The organism is Arsukibacterium ikkense, from assembly GCF_000987775.1.
Lineage (GTDB): Bacteria > Pseudomonadota > Gammaproteobacteria > Enterobacterales > Alteromonadaceae > Alishewanella > Alishewanella ikkense.
In genome coordinates this window covers 25419-45971 of sequence record NZ_LAHO01000014.1, presented here as the reverse complement: position 1 = coordinate 45971, position 20553 = coordinate 25419, and the positions used below count along the sequence as shown (strand labels likewise).

At 50.2% G+C, this 20553-nt stretch carries 12 protein-coding genes; 10 read left to right on the top strand and 2 right to left on the bottom strand.

Going from position 1 to position 20553, the window contains the following annotated elements:
- The first annotated feature begins 29 nt into the window (after positions 1-29).
- The 10 genes from WG68_RS14120 to WG68_RS14075 all read left to right on the top strand — a co-directional run bounded on the left by WG68_RS14120 (position 30) and on the right by WG68_RS14075 (position 16113).
- The gene (locus WG68_RS14120) at positions 30-4595 is read left to right on the top strand and encodes an EAL domain-containing protein (RefSeq protein WP_235357742.1); all 4566 of its coding nucleotides are present in this window, start codon (positions 30-32) and stop codon (positions 4593-4595) included.
- Positions 4596-4699: 104 nt separating this feature from the next.
- A complete protein-coding gene (locus tag WG68_RS14115) occupies positions 4700-5548 on the top strand; it encodes a DMT family transporter (RefSeq protein ID WP_046558354.1) in 849 nt (282 codons plus the stop codon).
- A 110-nt stretch (positions 5549-5658) separates the two neighbouring features.
- A complete protein-coding gene (gene miaB, locus WG68_RS14110; RefSeq protein WP_046558353.1) occupies positions 5659-7083 on the top strand; it encodes a tRNA (N6-isopentenyl adenosine(37)-C2)-methylthiotransferase MiaB in 1425 nt (474 codons plus the stop codon).
- A 25-nt stretch (positions 7084-7108) separates the two neighbouring features.
- Entirely contained in the window at positions 7109-8113 is a 1005-nt protein-coding gene (locus WG68_RS14105; RefSeq protein WP_046558352.1) for a PhoH family protein, read from the top strand.
- Positions 8113-8574 (top strand): rRNA maturation RNase YbeY, encoded by a 462-nt coding sequence (gene ybeY / locus WG68_RS14100; RefSeq protein ID WP_046558351.1) that lies wholly within the window; start codon positions 8113-8115, stop codon positions 8572-8574. The genes WG68_RS14105 and ybeY overlap by 1 nt, the downstream gene beginning before the upstream one ends.
- 32 nt (positions 8575-8606) lie before the next feature.
- The gene (locus WG68_RS14095; RefSeq protein ID WP_046558350.1) at positions 8607-9485 is read left to right on the top strand and encodes an HlyC/CorC family transporter; all 879 of its coding nucleotides are present in this window, start codon (positions 8607-8609) and stop codon (positions 9483-9485) included.
- 23 nt (positions 9486-9508) lie between these two features.
- Complete coding sequence (lnt, locus tag WG68_RS14090; RefSeq protein WP_046558349.1) at positions 9509-11032, top strand: apolipoprotein N-acyltransferase; 1524 nt, start codon at positions 9509-9511, stop codon at positions 11030-11032.
- 77 nt (positions 11033-11109) lie between these two features.
- Positions 11110-12600, top strand: a complete 1491-nt coding sequence (locus WG68_RS14085; RefSeq protein ID WP_052749115.1) for a bifunctional metallophosphatase/5'-nucleotidase — start codon at positions 11110-11112, stop codon at positions 12598-12600.
- Positions 12597-14213, top strand: a complete 1617-nt coding sequence (locus WG68_RS19205; RefSeq protein WP_052749114.1) for a GGDEF domain-containing protein — start codon at positions 12597-12599, stop codon at positions 14211-14213. Before WG68_RS14085 ends, WG68_RS19205 begins: the two co-directional genes overlap by 4 nt.
- Positions 14214-14448: 235 nt before the next feature.
- Positions 14449-16113: a S8 family serine peptidase gene (locus WG68_RS14075; protein WP_046558348.1), complete on the top strand. Its 1665-nt coding sequence runs from the start codon at positions 14449-14451 to the stop codon at positions 16111-16113.
- A 52-nt stretch (positions 16114-16165) separates the two neighbouring features.
- Here the strand turns inward: WG68_RS14075 and WG68_RS14070 are convergent, their stop codons facing one another.
- The gene (locus WG68_RS14070) at positions 16166-18079 is read right to left on the bottom strand and encodes a TIGR00341 family protein (RefSeq protein WP_046558347.1); all 1914 of its coding nucleotides are present in this window, start codon (positions 18077-18079) and stop codon (positions 16166-16168) included.
- A complete protein-coding gene (locus WG68_RS14065; protein WP_046558430.1) occupies positions 18072-20462 on the bottom strand; it encodes a Lon protease family protein in 2391 nt (796 codons plus the stop codon). Before WG68_RS14065 ends, WG68_RS14070 begins: the two co-directional genes overlap by 8 nt.
- Positions 20463-20553 lie beyond the last annotated feature (91 nt).

The window sequence follows — 20553 nt, the reverse complement described above, 5'->3', positions numbered from 1 at the left end:
AAATAAAGCTGCCGGGGCGGGAACATTACGTGATATTCAGAGTTGATCTATTGCCTGAACAAGCCTGGTTAATTGCCAGAGCTGCGCTGTTTAGCCTGTTGTTGATCGTATCTGGTGCCAGCCTGGCACAAATACCTCTGTTGCAGCCACTGACGCCGGATCAGGGCTTATCGCAAGGTTCAGTCTATGATCTGATGATCGACGCCAACGGTTTCTTATGGGTTGCGACCGCGGGTGGTCTAAATCGCTTTGACGCCAATAAAGTGAGCAGGATGGCTGGCGCTGAACACGGCTTTGACGACATCGCATTTGTTAAGGTGCTTGAAGATCAGCAAGGGCAAATATGGGCAGCGGCTCAACATATCGGCTTATATTTATATCAGCCGGATAAAGGCACTTTTGATCTCTTTATGGCCATCCCCCCGCTCAGTGAAATCGAGAAATATCAATCTATTAATGATGTAATAGAACAAGATGCCGAACATTTATTGCTGCTCATTAACGATGAGCTACACCGCTTACATAAAAAGAGCGGTCAAACCATGCGGTTATTCAGCCTTAAAGAATATGATGTCACTGATGGCTGGTTAAGAACTCTGTTTTTGCATGGCGATTACTTGTACCTGGGCGCCGTGAATGGTTTGCTGCAATACGAGCTGGCAACGGGCAGGCATCAATTTGTGCAATATATCGACCGGCTAAGCGCTGCCGAAGATCAACTTAATGTCAAACACCTTAGCGTAGCAGCAGAGCGCTTATATATTGGCACAGTAGAAGGCCTGTATAGTCTGAGTTTAACTGAGCTGGAACTTGCAGCCGACCTTGCCGAAGCGCCACAGCAAACCCGCTTGCATATTACCGATTACAACATCTGGCAATTGCATTGGCGCGGCACAGAGGCGCTGGTTGCCACCGAGCAAGGACTATTTAACTTTGACAGCGAGCACAATACCCTGCAGCTATTGCTGCGTTTTAGCGACAGCGAGCTTGGGCTGTATGACAACAACATTATCGTTCTGGCTGCCGATGAATTTGGTGGCTACTGGCTGGGTTCTCGTGATGACGGTGCATTTTACTGGCACCCGCGCTCGCTGGCGTTTGAACATGTCAGTCGCCAAACCACGCTTGGCAAACAGCTAAGTAACGATAAAGTTTTCCAGCTGGCCTCAGACCCAGAGCAAAATTTATGGATTGCTACCAATAATGGCCTGAATAAACTCAATGTCAGCACCGGTGCCAGCAGCAGTTTCTTTGTATCTGCTGATTTAAAAGCTAACTGGCACGCGGGTTCAATCCAGCAGTTATTTTTCGATCTGGATAACCCCACCTTGCTATGGTTTACCGCCTCTACCGGCCTTAACCTGTTTGATACTAAAAGCGAAATGCTGTTGCCGTTGCCGGTGGCAAACGAAGCAGACCTGCAATTACTGCAAACCAGCTATTACTTTCATGTGGCAAAACTTCAGGGCAATACCCAGCTGTATTTTTATCACGACGGCAAAGTCTATCGCTATACGCCGGCCAGCGGTGTGATAACTGAGCTGACGATTTTTCAGCAACTACCTATTCATTATTACTCAGGTATTGTCGGCTCATTGCCCGGCCGGCCTGAGCAGGTTTTAGTTGCCACCTCTGATCAGCTTTGGTTGTATCACAGCGCATTAGACAAAATCAGTCTGATTTTTCAGGCAACCCCTTACCAACCTATGTTGCAACGCCACGCTGACAAAATGGTGCTGGATGATTATGGCGTGCTCTGGATCGGGATTAATGGCATAGGCTTATTGGGTTTTGATAACGAATCACTGGAATTAAAACATCAATTTAGCACCGCCGATAAACTGATTGCCGAACAATCCTATGCGCTGCAAAAAGATAAACTTGGTAATATCTGGTTTTCATCGCATAGCGGCCTGAGCAGACTACAACCGGACACCTTGCAAATTGAACACTTTAGCAAAGCCGATGGTTTAAGAGTGCATGAATACAATGGTACAGCGTCAACGGTATTAGCGGATGGCCGGATTGCCTTTGGCAGTATGCGCGGCGTTACCCTGGTGAACCCGGAGCTGCTGAACAATTCAGAACCGCGCCCCAAGGTTAACATTACAGATATCAGTGTATTAGCAGGTGATTTTACCGCACGTAGCGGCATTCTTAATAATAAGCAATTGCAGCTGAGCCATGAAGACTTAGGTATTCAATTGCAGTTCAGTGCCATGCATTTCAGAGACAACCATAAAATGCGCTATCGAATCTGGCTGGAAGGTCGCGATAAGCTTGAGTACCCCGAACAACGGGCTAATAACGTCGTGTTCCCGAGGCTGAGAAGCGGTAGCTATAAGTTTAATGTGGTGGCCATTGCGCCGCATACCGGGCAGGAAAGTGAAGTCAGCTCCATCAGCCTGCACATCGCACCCGCACCCTGGCGTTCAAACTGGGCATTGCTGCTCTATACCTTGCTGGGTCTGTGGCTGCTTTATTATTTATACCGCTTACGCCGGGAACAACAGTTGCTGATTAATGAAGCACACCAGGAAGTGGCCACCAGCGAGCAGCGTCTGAAACAGGCACTGGCCTCGGTAGACAGTGGCGCCTTTGAATGGCGGGCGGATAAAAACACCTTGTACAGTTCCAGAATGCAGCTAATGCTTGGCTATGGTGATTTAATGAACCATATCACCCTGCAACAGCATCTGTCGCTTATTCATCCGGAAGACCGCGCCGGCTATGAGCAACAATGGCAACGCTTTTTGCAACACCCCACCAGCAGCTTCGATATTACTTATCGCTTAAAACATAAAGATGGCCATTGGCTGTGGTTTCGCGATCAGGGCCGGGCCACCGCATTAGACAATAGCGAGCAGGTAATCAAAGTTACCGGTACTTACAGCAACATCACCGAAACACGGGCCAATATGGAAAAAGCCAAACTGTTTGGTGAAGCATTCCAGCAAACCCGCGACTGGGTGGTCATTCTGGATAGTAAGCAACGGGTTATTGCTGCTAATCAGTCATTCTCAACGGCTTTTGGCAGTGTGGAGCAATACCTGGATAATCCACGTACCCACCATTTGGGTATCAGTCTGGTCAGGCGACGCTTCTATACTAAATTACTGCACGAGTTGGCCAGTGGCGCTCACTGGCAGGGTGAAGAATCAGTGATTACCCCTGATGGCCGGGAACGCCCTACTCTTATAAATATCAGCGCTATTGGTGAGGCGCAACAGGTCGCGTTTTATGTATTGGTGTTTACTGATATTACCGCGCAAAAGCTGGCTGAAGAAGAGCTGCGCTATCTGGCTAACTACGATGCGCTTACCGGCTTGCCAAACCGGGCACTGCTGATGGACCGTATTCTGCACGCCATGGAACAATCACGCCGTGAGAAAAAGTCATTAGCATTGTGTTTTATCGACTTAGACAAGTTTAAACAGGTGAATGACTCGCTGGGTCATGATATTGGCGATTTGCTGCTAAAAGAAGTAGCACGCCGCCTGGGCTTGTCGCTGCGCGAGCGTGACACTGTCGCCCGACTGGGTGGTGACGAGTTTGTGGTATTGCTGGAAGGTTATCGCCGTGGTGAAAATGTCAGTATGGTGGCCCGCAAAATGTTATCAGTGGTAAGTGAACCCATGCAGTTAGGACCCCACACCGTTGGCGTATCACCCAGTATCGGCATTGCTTTGTATCCGGATGATGCCCTGACCGCTCAGGAATTACTGAAGCATGCCGATGTTGCCATGTACCATGCCAAGGAAGCCGGCCGCAATAACTTTCAGTTTTTTACCCAGGAAATGAACGAAAAAGCTCACATGCAACTGGCCAGAGAAACCCGGCTTAGAAAAGCGCATAAAAACAAAGAGTTTTTTAACGTATACCAACCTATTATCGATAGCCGGCAACAAAAAATGGTAGGGGTTGAGGTATTAATGCGCTGGCAAAGTGTTGATGGCATAGTGTCACCGGTTGAATTTATTCCGCTGGCCGAAGAGCTGCGGCTGATCATCAGCATGACCCAGCAGTTGCTGGAACGCGCCCTGGCCGATTTATGCCAATGGCGCAGTGCAGGCATCGATATTTATTTGTCGGTAAATCTGGCGACCCAGCATCTGGAACAAAGCAACCTGGCCAGCCATACCGCGGCGTTACTGCACAAATATCAGCTACCTGCCAGCTGCCTGCGTTTTGAAGTCACGGAAAGTGCGTTGATGAATGATCAGCAAGGTGCCATTGAAACCATGCTGGCGTTGAACGCACTGGGGATCCAGTTAGCGCTGGATGACTTTGGCACCGGCTACTCCAGTTTAAAATACCTGAAACAGCTACCGATAGATGCGATAAAAATTGACCGTAGTTTTGTCAGTGATATTGGTATCGATCAAAGCGATGAAGCCATTATTGACGCCATGCTAAGCATGGCTAACAGTCTGGGCATGTATTGCATAGCCGAAGGCGTTGAAACCGAAGAACAACTGGCATTTTTCACCGAGCGCCAATGTGTGCTGATTCAGGGCTTTTTATTCTCTAAACCCCTTGCCGGCGAGCAAATTCCTGAATTCTGGCAACAGCAGCTGGCGGCCAAAAGCGAATAGGACAGCCCGCGCCGTCTGTGCGACTAAAATGTGGCAACCCGGCACGATAAACTGCGCTGCCCTGCTATACTGCGCAGCTTGAATATTCTGTGGCCAGGACTGCAATGCAACCTCATTTGTTAAAAGGCGCGCTGTTATTGCTGCTGGCAGAAGCCTGCTTTGCCGGTATTGGCGCCGTGGTAAAGTACAGTAGCGATCTGGCCAGCGAAGCGCAAATTGTGTTTTTCCGGAACCTGTTTGCACTGGTATTAATGCTGCCATTTTTGTACCGGCACGGCTTTGCTATGTTAAAAACCCAACGCTGGCATCTGCATTTAAGCCGGGCCTTGTCGGGCCTGATTTCAATGTATTGCTTTTTTTATGTGTTATCACAACTGCCATTAGCTCAGGCCATGATGGTGATTATGTTATCACCCTTTATCGTGCCCATTCTAGCCAGGTTCTGGCTGAATGAACGCCCCAGCCGTGCTACCCGGTTTGGCATCGTCCTGGGCTTTATTGGTGTGGTACTGGCGCTGCCAAGCCCCGATCCGGGCCTGAACCTGGTACTGTTGCTGGCGTTATTTTCGGCGTTTCTGGTGGCTATTACCAAAACTACCATCCGGGCGATGGCCAGTACCGAGTCGGCGGTACGTATTGTGTTTTACTTTTCACTGCTGACTGCCGTGCTTTCAGCCATACCGGTGCCCTTTTACTGGCAGCCGTTAAGCAGCCAGGTTTGGCTGGCGTTTGTTGCTATGGGTATTCTGGCGGCAATAGGCCAGCTGGCGATGACCCGTGCCTTCGCTATTGCGCCGGCCAGCGATATCGGTATGTGGACTTACAGCAGTGTACTGTTTGCCGGTGCCTTTGGTTATCTGTTCTGGCAGGAGCCGGTAACCTGGGGCTGGCTGGCGGGGGTAATGGTTATTTTTTATGCCGGTTATGTCACTACCCGCCAGCGCCTGTTTTAGCCGCACAACATTGGCAACAAAGCTTTTGCCAACGACGCTGGTACTGCGGCGCCGAACAGGCTAAAATACGCTCCCTTTTTTAGACGCGACAACACAGGTAACGACCAACGATGGGCAAAAAACTGCACATTAAAACCTGGGGCTGCCAGATGAACGAGTATGACTCGTCAAAAATGGCAGATCTACTGGATGCAACACATGGCTATACCCTGACCGAAGAAGCAGAAGAGGCAGATGTGATTCTGCTGAACACCTGTTCGATCCGGGAAAAAGCGCAGGAGAAAGTGTTTCACCAACTCGGTCGCTGGCGTCCTTTAAAAGAAAAGAATCCGGATCTTATTATTGGCGTCGGTGGTTGTGTCGCCTCACAGGAAGGCAAGGCCATTCGCGAGCGCGCGCCTTTCGTTGATATAGTATTTGGCCCGCAAACCCTGCACCGCCTGCCAGAAATGATTAACGCGGTACGCGGTTCCAATTCACCGGTGGTGGATGTATCCTTCCCTGAAATAGAAAAGTTTGACCGTCTGCCAGAACCGAAAGCCGAGGGTCCGACCGCCTTCGTTTCCATTATGGAAGGCTGCTCTAAATACTGTACTTTCTGTGTGGTACCTTACACCCGTGGCGAAGAAGTCAGCCGGCCATTAGACGACGTACTGGTGGAAGTAGCCCAGCTGGCAGCACAGGGCGTACGTGAGGTTAACCTGCTTGGCCAGAACGTTAACGGCTATCGTGGTGATACCTTTGATGGCAATATTTGCCACTTCTCTGAGCTGCTACGCTTAGTGGCAGCCATTGATGGCATAGACCGCATTCGCTACACCACGTCGCACCCCATTGAGTTTACTGACGATATTATTGAAGTGTATCGTGATGTACCAGAACTGGTTGATCACTTACACCTGCCGGTACAATCTGGTTCAGATCGGATATTAAATCTGATGAAGCGCGGCCATACGGCTCTGGAATACAAAGCACAAATCCGCAAGCTAAAAAAAATACGGCCGAATTTAAGCATGTCATCAGATTTCATTATCGGTTTTCCCGGTGAAGACGATACCGATTTTCAGGCTACCATGGATTTAATTCAGACCATCGACTTTGATATGAGCTTCAGCTTTATTTACAGCGCCCGCCCCGGCACGCCGGCGGCCGATTTGCCGGATGATGTCAGCGAGGACGCTAAAAAGCAACGACTGTACATTCTGCAAGACCGGATTAACCAGCAAGCACTGAAAATAGCCCGTAATATGCTGGGCAGTGAACAGCGAATTCTGGTTGAAGGCCCGTCAAAAAAGAATATTATGGAGCTGACTGGCCGCACGGAGAACAACCGGGTGGTGAATTTTGAAGGCACACCTGACATGATTGGCCAGTTTGTCGACGTTAAAATTACTGATGTGTTCAGTAACTCATTGCGCGGTGATCTGATCCGCACTGAAGCAGAAATGGGCTTGCGTCGTGAAGTAGCGCCGGCGCAGATTTTAGCCAGGCAACCGAAACTTGATCCTCTGGGTGTGACCACGTTTACACCCTGAGCAGGCCTTAACCACGAGTATACTATTGAATACTGACAACCTGAATGTAGCAGAGCTGGTGCTGGAACCGGCCGACAACAACAGATTAAATCTGCTTTGCGGCCCTTACGACGATAATTTAAAGCATATTGAGCGGCGCTTGCTGGTTGATATCAGCTATCGGCAAAATCTGTTTAAAGTGGCCGGCCCTGACGTCAATGTGGCGGCAGCCAGTGATATCTTGCGCCAGCTTTTTCAGCTAACTGGCGGCGGGCGGCAGCAAGCTGCCGCTATTACTCCTGAGCAAGTGCATCTGACCATCAGTGAAAATTTTGATATTCAGTATCAGGATGACAACGTCAGTACCGGCGATTTCAGCCTGAAAACCAAGAAAGGCTTAATTAAAGCCCGTAATCCTAATCAGGCCAGTTATGTGGCCAACGTATTACGCCACGATGTGTGTTTTGGGGTGGGCCCGGCCGGTACCGGCAAAACCTACCTGGCGGTGGCTTGCGCCGTCGATGCGCTGGAAAGCGGCCAGGTAAAACGTATCGTGCTGACACGGCCGGCAGTAGAAGCCGGCGAAAAGCTGGGCTTTTTACCCGGTGATTTGGCTCAGAAAGTCGACCCCTATTTGCGCCCGTTATACGACGCACTGTTTGAAATGCTGGGCTTTGAAAAGGTCGAAAAGTATCTGGAGCGCGGTGTGATTGAAATTGCACCACTGGCTTACATGCGTGGTCGCACCCTGAACGATGCTTTTATTATTCTGGACGAAAGTCAGAATACTACTACTGAACAAATGAAAATGTTTTTAACCCGTATTGGCTTTAGTGCCAAAGCAGTGATCACCGGCGATATTACTCAGGTTGACTTACCGCGCGGCCAATACTCCGGCTTAAAACATGCCATTGACGTGCTGAGCGACGTTAATGAAATCAGCTTTAACTTTTTTAATGCCAAAGACGTGGTGCGCCACCCCATAGTGCAACGCATCGTGCAGGCCTACGAGGCGCACGAAGCCGAAAAACTGCAGGGCAAAGCTGACTAATGAGCATAGTGCTTGATTTACAGCTGGCTACCAGCGAGGCTATGCTGCCTTCCGCCAACGCTATTCAGTGCTGGCTTGTGGCAGCAATACAACCTTTTCAAACCGATGCGGAAGTCACCGTACGTATTGTCGATAACAGCGAGAGCCAGCAGCTTAATCTGCAATATCGAGGTAAAGATAAACCAACCAATGTGCTAAGTTTCCCCTTTCAGGCGCCCCCCGGTATTGAGCTATCGTTATTAGGCGATTTGGTTATTTGCGCGCCGGTGGTTCAGGCAGAAGCTGAACAACAACACAAAGCGCTAAATGACCATTGGGCGCATATGGTGGTGCATGGCTGCTTGCATTTGTTAGGTTTTGACCATATAAATGACGACGATGCAACAGAGATGGAAGCCGAAGAAATTCAGATCCTGGCCAGTCTTGGCATCAACAACCCCTATTTATTGGATGATAACTAGGTTTTTATAACTAACGGAGCATAAGTTCACGAATGAGTGACGACAACCCCCACTCTAGCCGCGGTTCTGCCGGCAAAACCTGGTTAGAGCGAATTGCCAGTATATTTAGCGCAGAACCACAAGATATTTCAGATTTGGAAGACATCATAAGTGAAGCGGCCAGCCGCGAACTTATTGATAGTGATACCAAAAGTATGCTGCAGGGCGTATTAGATGTATCAAAAATGCGGGCCCGCGACATTATGGTGCCACGCTCGCAAATGGCAACCATCGACATCGAGCAGCCGGTCAGCGCTTTTTTACCTATTCTGCTGGAAAATAACCACAGCCGTTATCCGGTGGTCAATGAAGACAAAGACCACGTTGAAGGTATCTTGCTGGTAAAAGACTTACTGCAATTTGCACTGGACCCGAATCAGACTGACTGGCATATCAAAGATTTTCTGCGCCCGGCGGTGATTATCCCGGAAAGTAAACGGGTTGATGCGCTGTTAAAAGAATTCCGGCAGAAACGTTACCATATGGCGATAGTGGTTGATGAATATGGTGGGGTGTCAGGTCTGGTAACCATTGAAGATATTCTGGAACAAATTGTCGGCGAAATCGAAGATGAGCACGACGATGAAGAAGATAACGACATTAAAAAAATGGCCTCGCGGGTGTTTCAGGTCAGTGCGCTGACTCCGCTGGACGAGTTTAATGAAAGCTTTAATACCCAGTTTGATGAAGAAGATGCCGATACCATAGGTGGCATAGTGCTGCATGCGTTTGGCCATATGCCAGAACGCGGCGAGAGCATTCAATTGGGCGACTTAACCTTTAAAGTCAGTAAAGCCAATAGCCGTCGCCTGCTGCAATTACAGGTAATTAGGGCGAAAGAAAGTGCGTTAACAGAGGATGTCGGATCATAGCTGCTGTTACTGTTAAGGCCGCAGTGACGGCACTACTACTGATCGGCGCCGGCGCCTTAAATACCCTGGCTTTTGCCCCTTTTACGCTATGGTGGCTACCGTTTTTTACCCTGGCGCTGCTAGCTGGTGTACTGAACAAAGCCACCAGCTGGCGCCAGGCGGCGCTGGCTGGTTTTAGCTATGGTCTGGGCTGGTTTGGCGTAGGTATTAGCTGGGTGCATGTCAGTATTGACCAGTTTGGTGGCTTACCGCTGATCGCCAGTCTGGCACTGATGGCGTTGCTGGTTGCCTATCTGGCGTTGTTTCCTGCGCTAGCCACCGTGCTTAGTTACGGGCTGCGTTTCCAGCGCAGTAAGCCTGCGCCCTACTCAGCTATCTTAACGCTTGCCGCCGCCTGGGTGCTCAGCGAATGGCTGCGCAGTTACTTACTTACCGGCTTTCCTTGGTTATCTTTAGGGTACAGTCAAACCTCAGCCGGCTTAGCCCACTATGCGCCGCTTGTTGGCGAAACCGGTATTACTTTTATGCTGGTCGCCAGTGCGACCGCTTTAGCACAATTGTACCAGCACGGCCCGCTGGTAGCGCGGGTCGCTCCCGTGGCAGTAGCTGCGCTGTTACTTAGCTGTGCACCTTTGCTTTGGCAACTGAAAGGTTGGCAATATAGTGGCCAGTACATGCATGTGGTGATGGTGCAAGGCAATATTAAACAAGACCTGCGCTGGCAACCGGAGCAGGAATGGCCAACCATGCTGACCTATCTGGATCTGACCCGGCCGCACTTTGCCCACGCTGATATTGTGATCTGGCCCGAAGCGGCCATTCCACAACTGGAACCCCTGGCCGAAGCATTTCTGGACAATCTGAACCGGGCCGCATTTTATAGCGACACAGCACTGGTGACCGGTATTCTGGATTACCACTTTCAAACAGAGCAAGCCTGGAACAATTTAATAGTGTTGGGTAAAGATACGCCTGAAGCCAACGCCGGCCACTACTTTTACGGCCATAGCAATCGTTTCAGTAAACATCACCTGTTGCCTATTGGTGAATTTGTACCCTTTGAAAACTGGCTGCGGGCGCTGGCCCCCATTTTTGACTTGCCGATGAGTTCTTTTAGCCGGGGCAGCTATGTGCAGCCTAACCTGCTGGCCAATGGTTATCAGCTGCTTAGTGCCATCTGTTTCGAAATTGCCTTCCCGCGCCAAATTCGCGCCAATCTGACAGCGGCTACTGACGTTATTCTGACCGTCAGTAACGATGCCTGGTTCGGCGACAGTATCGGGCCGCACCAGCATTTGCAAATTGCCCAGATGCGCGCCCGTGAATTTGGCAAACCCGTACTACGCGCCACCAATAATGGTATTACCGCCACTATTAGTGCCGATGGCAGCATTCGCCAGCGTTTACCGCAGTTCGAACAAGCGGTGCTGCAGGATAGGGTACCGATGAGCAGTGGCCAAACCTGGTATAGCCGGCTGGGAGACTGGCCCTTGTATCTGGGCTGCCTGGGGCTGCTGGTTTTGGCAGGGTTGCAACGCAAACACTGAATACTTTACTTTGCGCATCAGCGACAGATCCTCTAAACTGGCGTTTTATGATTACTTTTCAGGCATAAGTAACGCGCATGGTTGTGTTTTTCCGGTTAGCGCTGCTGGCATTGCTGTTAAACAGTGTGGCATTTCACAGCCAGGCAGAAGCTGACTTCACTATTATTTATGCCGCCGAAATGGCCGAAGCCGATCATCCTGTTGCCAACTATGCTCAGTTGGCAACATTACTGGCCCAGTATCGCAAGACAAATACGCCGACGTTTTTTTTGTTTGGCGGCGGCAGTATTGGCCCCAGCCCGCTGGGCTTTTTCGACCGTGGTGCCCATGTTATTGATATTCTCAATGCGCTTTCCCCGGATGCAATGTCGGTATCACACCGCGACTTTGCCTACTTTTCTGAAGAATTATCACAACGCGCTTATGAAGCGGCTTTTCCACTGGTACTGAGTAACCTGTACGATCCGATGACCGAGGGCAACCTGGATGGCCTGGTAAACAGTATCCTGGTGCAGCGAGGCGAGCGTAAACTGGGGATAATTGCGCTGGTCGCGCCCTATGTTGTGCAACAATATTCGCTGGACCGACTGCAGATCCAGCCGGCAGAGCAGGCAGTTGTGCGCCAGGCCCGCAAATTAAAAGCTCAGGGGGCAGATGTAGTGGTGCTGATGCACACCACCGAGCATGATTTTTTACCCGGTTTGCTGGCAGAGGGCGTGATCCAGCTGGCATTTCGTAACAACTATGATAGCCAGCAGCTTTTGCCTGACCAGCCAGAAATTATTTTGCAACAACAGTTGCATCAGGCTGTGGTGGTTAATGTCAGCCTGAGCACAGACCACCATATCAGTGCGCTTAACACCCGCTATGTTGATCTTGCCCAGCTATCGCCCGACCCTGCAGTAACCCGGCAAATTCAGAACCATAGCAACCGGCTGCAATTATTATTGCGCGAACCGCTGGGCAAAAGTGTGGTTAGCTTTACAACGCGTCGCGACGAAGTGCGTAATCGTGAAAATGCCTTTGCTAATTTTGTCACCGATACCCTGAAAAATTATACTGGTGCCAAATTAGCCTTTATAAATAGCGGCACCATTCGTGGTGTCAGAGATTACCCGGCAGGCACTATCCTGACCCGTGGCGACATCCTGGCCGAATTACCATTTCGCAATACACCGGTGCTGCTGGAACTGAGTGGCCAGGATCTGATCAATATTTTCGAACACGGCTTAACCGGGCTGGATAATCAGCGTGGTTTTTTCCTGCACAGTTCCGGTTTCACCCTGCAATTTGACAGCCGCGCAGCTGCGGGTAACAGAATTGTGCAACTGCTGGTCAACGGCAAACCTGTGGTCGGCGAACGCATGTATGAAGTTGCTACCCTGCAATACCTGGCAGATGGCGGCGATGGTTTTGCCATTTTAAATCAGCGCAGCAAGCTGAACTTTTTTAACCCTAATGATCGCAATATTGCCGATATTGTCGCAGCAGCCATCAAAAACCAGCAACACATTACCCTGCAAACCGATAATAGGCTGCAGGACGTTAGCCAGCGGAGCCAACCATGAGTTTGCTCAGCAAGCGTTATTACTCCAGCGCCAGGCTATTGTTTACCTCGTTATTACTGATTTTGTTACTTTTTATCCTACTTAGTTTGCTGTTTTATCACCGCCTGCAGCAAGCACAGCAAATCGTTAATAACGTGGCTGAGCAAGCCGTGCCTGCCGTGCTGGAAGCCAGCAGGGTGCACAACAAAGTGAAAGAACTAAACCTGCAATCTGAACTGCTGCGTCAGGCCATCAGCCAGGCTGCAAGAGCCAGGGCCTACCAGCAGATAAGCCAGATCATTGTGCAGATGAGCACGCTGGACCATCAACAGTATGTGCAGCACCAGTATCAGCAACAACGCTTGCAGTTGATCGCTGATGAAGCTCTCAGCCTGAATAAACTCATTACCGAACGACTGGTGTTACAACAACTTAGTCAGCAGTGGCTGGAGACGCTGCAGCAGCTGCAACAACAAAGCCAGCAGTTGGCCAACAGCAGTACCAGCCAGCCATGGCTGTTGCATTACTCTGGCCTGCTACGGGATGTCACGGCGCTGTATAGCATTGACCGGCTGTACAACTTGCGGCAAAGCCGGACTGAGCTGGAATCACGATGGCTGGCCAACCAACAATTACTTAATCAGCTTAGTGGCCCGGCACAGGTTGCCGCCACAGCCTTAGCAACACAACTTGATACAGCGTTGCGCTCAGAACGCGGTATTCTGGCATTGCGTCAGGCTGAGCTCACCAACATTGCCAAAGCAACGGGTAAAGCCAACTTTTTACGCAGTCTGGTTACCGACTATGCCAGTGAAACCGAATTAAATGCCTACCAGTCGGCGGCATCACTGATGCAGCTTAGCAAACAATCTTCTCAGGCGCTGGCCAGACAAAATCAGTTCAGTATCAGCCTGGCTTTAGCCGCTATCCTGTTACTACTGGCGATTATGGCCTACACCCAGAAGCGTGTGATTAAACGGCTGAAAATACTGAACGACAAAGTACAGGCTGGCAGTGGCTTTGATGATGACGATCGCTTATTTGCCAGCAATGACGAAATTGCCGATATCGCCCGCTCATTTACCCAGTACAGTGCCACTGTTGCCGCCCAGCAAACCGCGCTGGAACGCCAGTCTTTAACTGATGGCCTGACCAGCATTGCCAATCGCCGGCATTTTGACAGCCAGTTACATAGCGCGGTCGCCATGGCGAAACGGATGCAGCAGCCACTGGCCGTGATATTGCTCGATGTTGATCACTTTAAAGCCTACAACGACAGTTATGGTCATCTGGCCGGTGATGATACCTTAAAAGCCATTGCCAATACCCTGGCAAACACTTTGCAGCGCCAGGTCGATTTAGTGGCGCGTTACGGCGGTGAGGAGTTTGCCTGCATCCTGCCCAATACCAGTCAGCAGCAAGCCATGGCCATGGCCGAACAATTACGGCTGGAGATTATGGCGCTGATGCTACCGCATCAGGCCAGCCCAACCGCGCATATCATTACTATCAGTCTTGGCGTTGCTTGCCTGCATGTTGGCCAGGACATCAGCGACAAAGTATTGCTGAACCAGGCCGATAAAGCGCTGTACCAGGCCAAACGACAGGGTAGAAATTGCAGTGTCATGCTTTAACAAAGCGCAAAAAAAACTTAACCTTTCCCTTTCATTTTTTTATTACAAATCATTACAATTTTGTTGTTGCTTTAGGTAACTCTAAAAAATTACTTGCATTTCCCCCTGAATAAAGTCAGATTAAATTTGTTCAGTGCGCAACCACTATTGCGCCAAAACGCATTTTATCCACGATAAATACCATTAAAGAACTCTTAAGAGTCAATGATTGCAACACTTTGGAAGGAAGTACTACATGAAATTTTCGAAGATTACTCCTGTTACTGTCGCCACCTTACTTGCCTTAGGCCTAACAGTGCAGGCACAGGCGTCAGATCGTTATGTTATCCAGGTAGACAACAACCACAAAGGCCTGATTAAAGCCTTGACGGTGCGCATGGGCGGCCAGATTGAAGTTGATTCTGATGGCTTTATTGCCGCAACCTTCAGCGGTCAGGATCTTAGCTCAGTAAAAGGTTTACTGAACAACCCACATATCAAATTGATTGAAGCCGATGTTAAGCGTTATCCAATGGCGCTGTTTAATGATGATGCCGGCAATCCGGAAACCCAGCAGTTAACCCCTTACGCTATTTATCAGTCACAAGCTAATCAGGTTAGCCTGAATATGGGTAATGCTAAACGGGTTTGTGTTATTGACTCTGGTATTGCCCGCGATACCGGTGAAACCGGTGGCGGTAATAACGATTTTAACTGGTCAAACATTACCGGTACCAGCAACTCAGGCACCGGTGACTGGTTCCGTGACGGCGGCCCGCACGGCACCCATGTAGCCGGTACCATTGCAGCAGCCGACAACGGCTTTGGTGTAGTTGGGATGGCGCCGGGCAACCCACTGCATATTATCAAAGTATTTAACGATGCTGGCTGGGGTTACTCGTCAGACTTAGCTCATGCTGCCAACCTGTGCGCCCAGAACGGTTCACAAATTATCAGCATGAGTTTAGGCGGTGGCCGCGCTAACAGTACCGAAGAAAATGCCTTTATCAACTTTACCAATAATGGTGGTTTAGTCTTAGCGGCCGCTGGTAACGATGGTAATACTACCCGCTCTTACCCTGCTGGTTACTCTTCAGTAATGATGATTGGTGCCAACGACGCTAACAACGCCATTGCTAATTTCTCTCAGTTCCCCAGCTGTACTACTGGCAGAGGCAAAAGTGCCACCACTGATGAAACCATTTGTGTTGAAGTAACAGCAGGCGGCGTTGATACCTTATCAACCTACCCGGCAGGCGGTACTGCACTGGTTACAGCAACCGCTGACGGTACTGGTTTTAGCGCAGCGCCTTCCGATAACACCGGCAACCTGAACGGCGCGACTTACCATATGGGGTTAGCTTCAGCGATTGATAGCGCTGCCAACGGTAAAATCTGTACTATTGACCGTGGTAGCATTTCTTTTGCTGACAAAATCAATAACTGTGCAAACTCCGGTGGTATCGGCGCTGTAGTAATTAATAACGTTGCTGGCGACGGCCCGGTTTATATGGACGTTTCTGGCTCAGCTAATATTCCGTCATACGGTGCAGCTTTTGAATCACGTAGCGACATCGTGGGCGCTGCTAACATTACTATCTCAGCGTCAGCTAGCGATTATGGTTACATGAGCGGCACCTCTATGGCTACGCCTGGGGTATCCGGTGTTGCTGCGTTAGTCTGGTCTAACTTCCCGCAATGTACAGGCACCGAAATTCGTAACGCGCTAAAATCAACCGCAGTATTGCCAGCTAATGGCGACCCGGTGAAATTTGGTAAGGGTATTGTTAAAGCTAAAGCAGCTTACGATTATCTGCTGGCCAATGGCTGTGCGGGTGGTGATACTGGCGGTGGCGATGACGGCGGCGATGACGGTACCGAACCTGCTCCATGTAAAGGCGGCCCGAAAAAGTGTGGTTAACCACTAGACATTGACAGCAAGCCGGTGCAAAGCACCGGCTTTTTTATTGTGATCAACGGATAATCTTCACACCGATTTCCAGCTCTACCGGTTGTTGCAACTTCTGCTCAATGCGTTGTTTTACACTATCCATAGTGGCATCATCTACCGCGCTGCCTGAGACTAACGTCAGGCTTATCCGCAGTGGCTTACCAGGCCGCACACTAACATCACGCAACTTCACCTCATCCAGCTCAATCCCATCCAGCTGCTGCACAATACTGTGCTCCGCCACCATATGGCTAAAACTAATAGCCAGCGGAATACATAAAATCGCAGCCAAAATTAGTGTTAGCGCCAGGCCACGTCTGGCCCGATGAAAGGGGCTATAACCCAAAAACATAAAGGTAATCACCGCAGCCAGAATAATGCCCACCAGGTTAGTCAGAAACAGTAAAAACGCGCCCCAGAACACGGTAAAGTCCAGCCAGCCTAAACCTATACCGGCGACGGCCAGCGGCGGTACCAGTGCAACAGCGATGGCCACGCCGGCTAAGCTTTTCGCTACCTCAGCCCGGGCATGGGCGTAAGCACCGGCTATGCCGGAAATAACGGCCACGCCTAAATCGAGCAGGGTCGGGCTGATCCGGGCGGCGATTTCACTGTTAATGGTGGTTAGCGGAATAAACCAGGTGGCAACCATAGCACAGCCCATTGCCAGGCCGGTACCAACCGCTATACTACGGCTGCTAACTAACATCAGGCTTTCATCCTGGCGCAAAGTACCCAGTGCCATCGAGATAATTGGCCCCATTAGCGGTGCTAAAATCATCGCCCCGATAATTACCGGGGTAGAATTGGCAAACAAGCCAAACACTGCCAATAACGTCGCCAGCACCATCAGGGTTAAATAAGACGGCGACGCCTTAGCGCTTTCGCGTAGCGCCAGAAACAGTTCTTTAAACTCGTCGGTGGCGGCATGGTGGATCCAGGGCAGCGGATAGGTCACCAATTCTGTTTTGGCTTTGCCCGCTGGCAGCGCCTGGGTTCGTACCACTTCTTTACTCTCTACCTCAGTGTCTTCCAGCGCCAGATAACGGCCCGGTGCCAGTTGCAATACCCGGGGCTCTACTTTCAGTTGCAGCGTATTGCTTTTTTCAATCAAACCATCATGGGTATAGCTAATCAGCTTCGGGCTGCTGATACTCAGGCTGCGACTTTTAATATGGCCGACAAAAGACGGGCTGTTATTATTCCAGTAGTCACGTAAAAACAGCGAGGCAAATAAAAACCGTAACATTTCAAACACACTGCGCGGTGCCAGCACCAGCGCATGTAACATGCCGTCATTGACGCTGGAATCTGCCACCAGCCGGCGCGACAACACCGAGCTGCGGCCATGCTCTACCACGACGATGCCAAGGGCGGCGGTATCCACTAGCTTTTCTTTATGGGTAGCAATTTTAAAAGCATTAAAGGTCACATCGCCAATACCTTTCACCAGCCGCACAAACCGTTTTATCCGCAGCGTCAATGGCTCGGCCAGCGCTTCGCCGGGGGTCAGGGTTAACGCATCACCAATCACCACCGAATTAAATACCGGCACTTCGTTGCACAGCAATAAATCGGCTTCAACCGCATCATTACTCAAGGCATCACTCAGCGCATCTTCCAGTTTACCGGCAATGCCAAAGCCGTAACGGGCATGCTTCATCTCCGGGTGAGGTAATAAAGCCAGAGTCAGCGGCTGGTTTTGGATTTGCAACACTAACTCACGTAATTGCTCATCGCTTAAATAACACAGCAGCCTGCTGCCCGGGTTGAACGGCTCCGGTTGCTCAGCGTTAAATACCTGCAATGTTAAGGCGCTAAACCTCTCACCTAACCGACTGCTCAGCAGCGGTAATATCTGCTGCTGAACCCGCTGCTGATCGATATCGGTATAGAGCAAAATCAGTGGTTCGCCATCCGGCAGCAGGTTATTCATCCAGACTTCCATTTACCAGTTCGGCAATTTCTGCCAAACGTTGCATGGCCCGGCCATTTACCGATTTTTTTGGATACTGGCCGCGCCGGTTCAGTTCGCCGGTTTCTTCGCCGGTTAACAGGCCAAGTGCTTCATCTACGGTTTTTACCACATAAATATGAAACTTTTGCTCGGCTACTGCCGCGATGACTTCATCCCGCAGCACCAGATTCAGCTGATTACTGGCCGGAATAATCACGCCTTGCTCGCCAGTCAGGCCGCGTGACTGACACAACCGGAAAAAACCTTCAATTTTTTCATTCACGCCACCAATGGCCTGCACCTGGCCATGCTGGTTAATCGAGCCGGTTACCGCCAGGTTTTGCTTAATGGGAATATCAGTGATAGCCGAAATCAGCGCACATACTTCGGCTAGAGAGGCGCTGTCACCATCGATATGGCCGTATGACTGCTCCATCGCGATATTGGCACTTAAAGTCAATGGAAACTTACGGGCAAATTTTGCGCCCAGATAACCGGTGAGCAGCAGCACGCCTTTAGAGTGAATGGCTTTACCAAGCTCTACTTCGCGCTCAATATCAATCACACCACTGGAGCCGGCAAACACGGTTGCACTAACCCGCGCGGGGGTACCAAAGGCGGTATCGCCGATTTCCAGCACGGTTAAGCCATTAATTTTACCCACCGCCAGGCCATCGGTATCAATTAGAATCTGCCCTTCCTGAATATCTTCTAAAAAACCCTCACTAATGCGGCCAGTGCGGTGCTGTTTACCCTGCAACGCCTGCTGCACATGGCTTGCATTTAAGATATCGCTCTGTGCCTGAGTGGCGTAATAACAGGCCTCGCGCACCAGCTCCAGCACGTCGGCAAAACGAGCCGACAATTTACGTTGATGCTCCGCCTGGCGAAAACTAAACTGTAATAACTGGCGCAAGCCGCACTTAGTCAGCTGATTAATATTCAGCTGCTGCATTTGCAACTGGATCTGGCGTGACATATAGCTGAGGGTTTGCTCGTTATAGGGCAGGTAATGTTCAAAATCAGCCAGCACCCGAAACAACTCGTTAAACTCTTCGTCTACCTCCTGCACCAGATAGTACAAGTCACGCGAGCCCAGCAACACAACCTTGACGTTTAACGGAATGGCCCTTGGGGTAATAATGGTGGAGTTAGTGACCGCGTGTTCGCTCAGGGTGTCAATCACCACTTCGCCGCCTTTCAGCGCCAGTTTCAGCGCATCCCACACCGAGGCTTGCGACAGCAAGCGGTCAGCATCCAGAATTAAATAACCACCATTGGCCTTGTGCAGCGCCCCGGGGCGAATCATCCGGTAATTGGTGTAAAGTGCGCCACTGGACGAGTTATACTCTACCCGGCCAAATAAGTTGCCGTAACTGGGGTTCGGTTCAAAGATAATCGGCGCGCCCGACATGGTTTCATGGTGCACCAGTACATTGGGTACAAATTCTTCGACAAAAATCTCCCTGTTGTCGATTTCTTCCTGCTTTTCACCGTCTGACTCATCAGGCAGCAATTCCAGCACCGCCTTAACCAAATGCGGTCGCATTTCTTTCAGGTACTTCAGTATCCCCAGCTCCGTGCTGTAATCATGCTCCATCTGTTTCAGCATCGGCTTAATAGCTTGCTCTATTGTTTCTTTTCGCAAGCTTCGTAAATTCTCTGATAACTCCCGCTTCCAGCGCGGCAGCTCCAGCAACGCATCATTCAGCACCGTTTCCAGCTCGGACACCAGCGTATAGAAATACTGGCGCTGCTCGTCAGTCATGTTGCTGAACTCGCTGTCATCCAGTGGTTTTCCGTCAATTATTGGCGAAAAACTCACTACGCCGTTGTCTTCGTACAATACCACTTGTTTTTCCAGCGCGGTTTTTTCCACCCGCTCGATTGCCTGCTCGTAACGATCGTCGAACTGGCGGGCAATGGCCTTTTTCTTACGCTGGTAACCCGGGTTATCAAAGGCTGCCGGAAAGGTATCCAGTAATTCGTCAATTAAGGCCTCAAGCTTTTTCACCAGCAGGCGGCCATCGCCGGGTAGCAAACGCAGCGTATTCGGTACCCGTTCATCGTCAAAATTATTCAGGTAACACCACTCCATTGGCGTGGCTTTTTCGGCAGCAGCATGCTGCAAAATATCCTGCACCAGCGTAAAGCGGCCTAACGCCGGCTCACCCATCACATACAAGTTGTAGCCCGGCATATCCATGCCAATAGCAAATGCCAGTGCCGACTTCGCCCGCTCCTGGCCAATAAAGCCTGGAATAAGCTCTGGGGTGGCCAGTGCCTGATCTATCTGGTCATTGTGTAAAACAGGGCCCAACTGAGCAGGAGTCAAGGCTAACGGCATAGGGGTGTGGGTCATGTAATCCCTTATTTGAAGAATAATTAACGCAAACGCAATGCCTGCCATACTACCAAAAACCCAGCGTACTGTGCTGGCTATTTTATTATTT

Bases quoted from the DNA above. Each gene is read 5' to 3' on its own strand.
- WG68_RS14065 (WP_046558430.1), bottom strand. From the start codon at position 20,462: ATGACCCACACCCCTATGCCGTTAGCCTTGACTCCTGCTCAGTTGGGC.
- WG68_RS14075 (WP_046558348.1), top strand. From the start codon at position 14,449: ATGAAATTTTCGAAGATTACTCCTGTTACTGTCGCCACCTTACTTGCC.
- miaB (WP_046558353.1), top strand. From the start codon at position 5,659: ATGGGCAAAAAACTGCACATTAAAACCTGGGGCTGCCAGATGAACGAG.
- WG68_RS14070 (WP_046558347.1), bottom strand. From the start codon at position 18,079: ATGAATAACCTGCTGCCGGATGGCGAACCACTGATTTTGCTCTATACC.
- WG68_RS14095 (WP_046558350.1), top strand. From the start codon at position 8,607: ATGAGTGACGACAACCCCCACTCTAGCCGCGGTTCTGCCGGCAAAACC.
- ybeY (WP_046558351.1), top strand. From the start codon at position 8,113: ATGAGCATAGTGCTTGATTTACAGCTGGCTACCAGCGAGGCTATGCTG.
- WG68_RS14085 (WP_052749115.1), top strand. From the start codon at position 11,110: ATGGTTGTGTTTTTCCGGTTAGCGCTGCTGGCATTGCTGTTAAACAGT.
- WG68_RS19205 (WP_052749114.1), top strand. From the start codon at position 12,597: ATGAGTTTGCTCAGCAAGCGTTATTACTCCAGCGCCAGGCTATTGTTT.
- WG68_RS14115 (WP_046558354.1), top strand. From the start codon at position 4,700: ATGCAACCTCATTTGTTAAAAGGCGCGCTGTTATTGCTGCTGGCAGAA.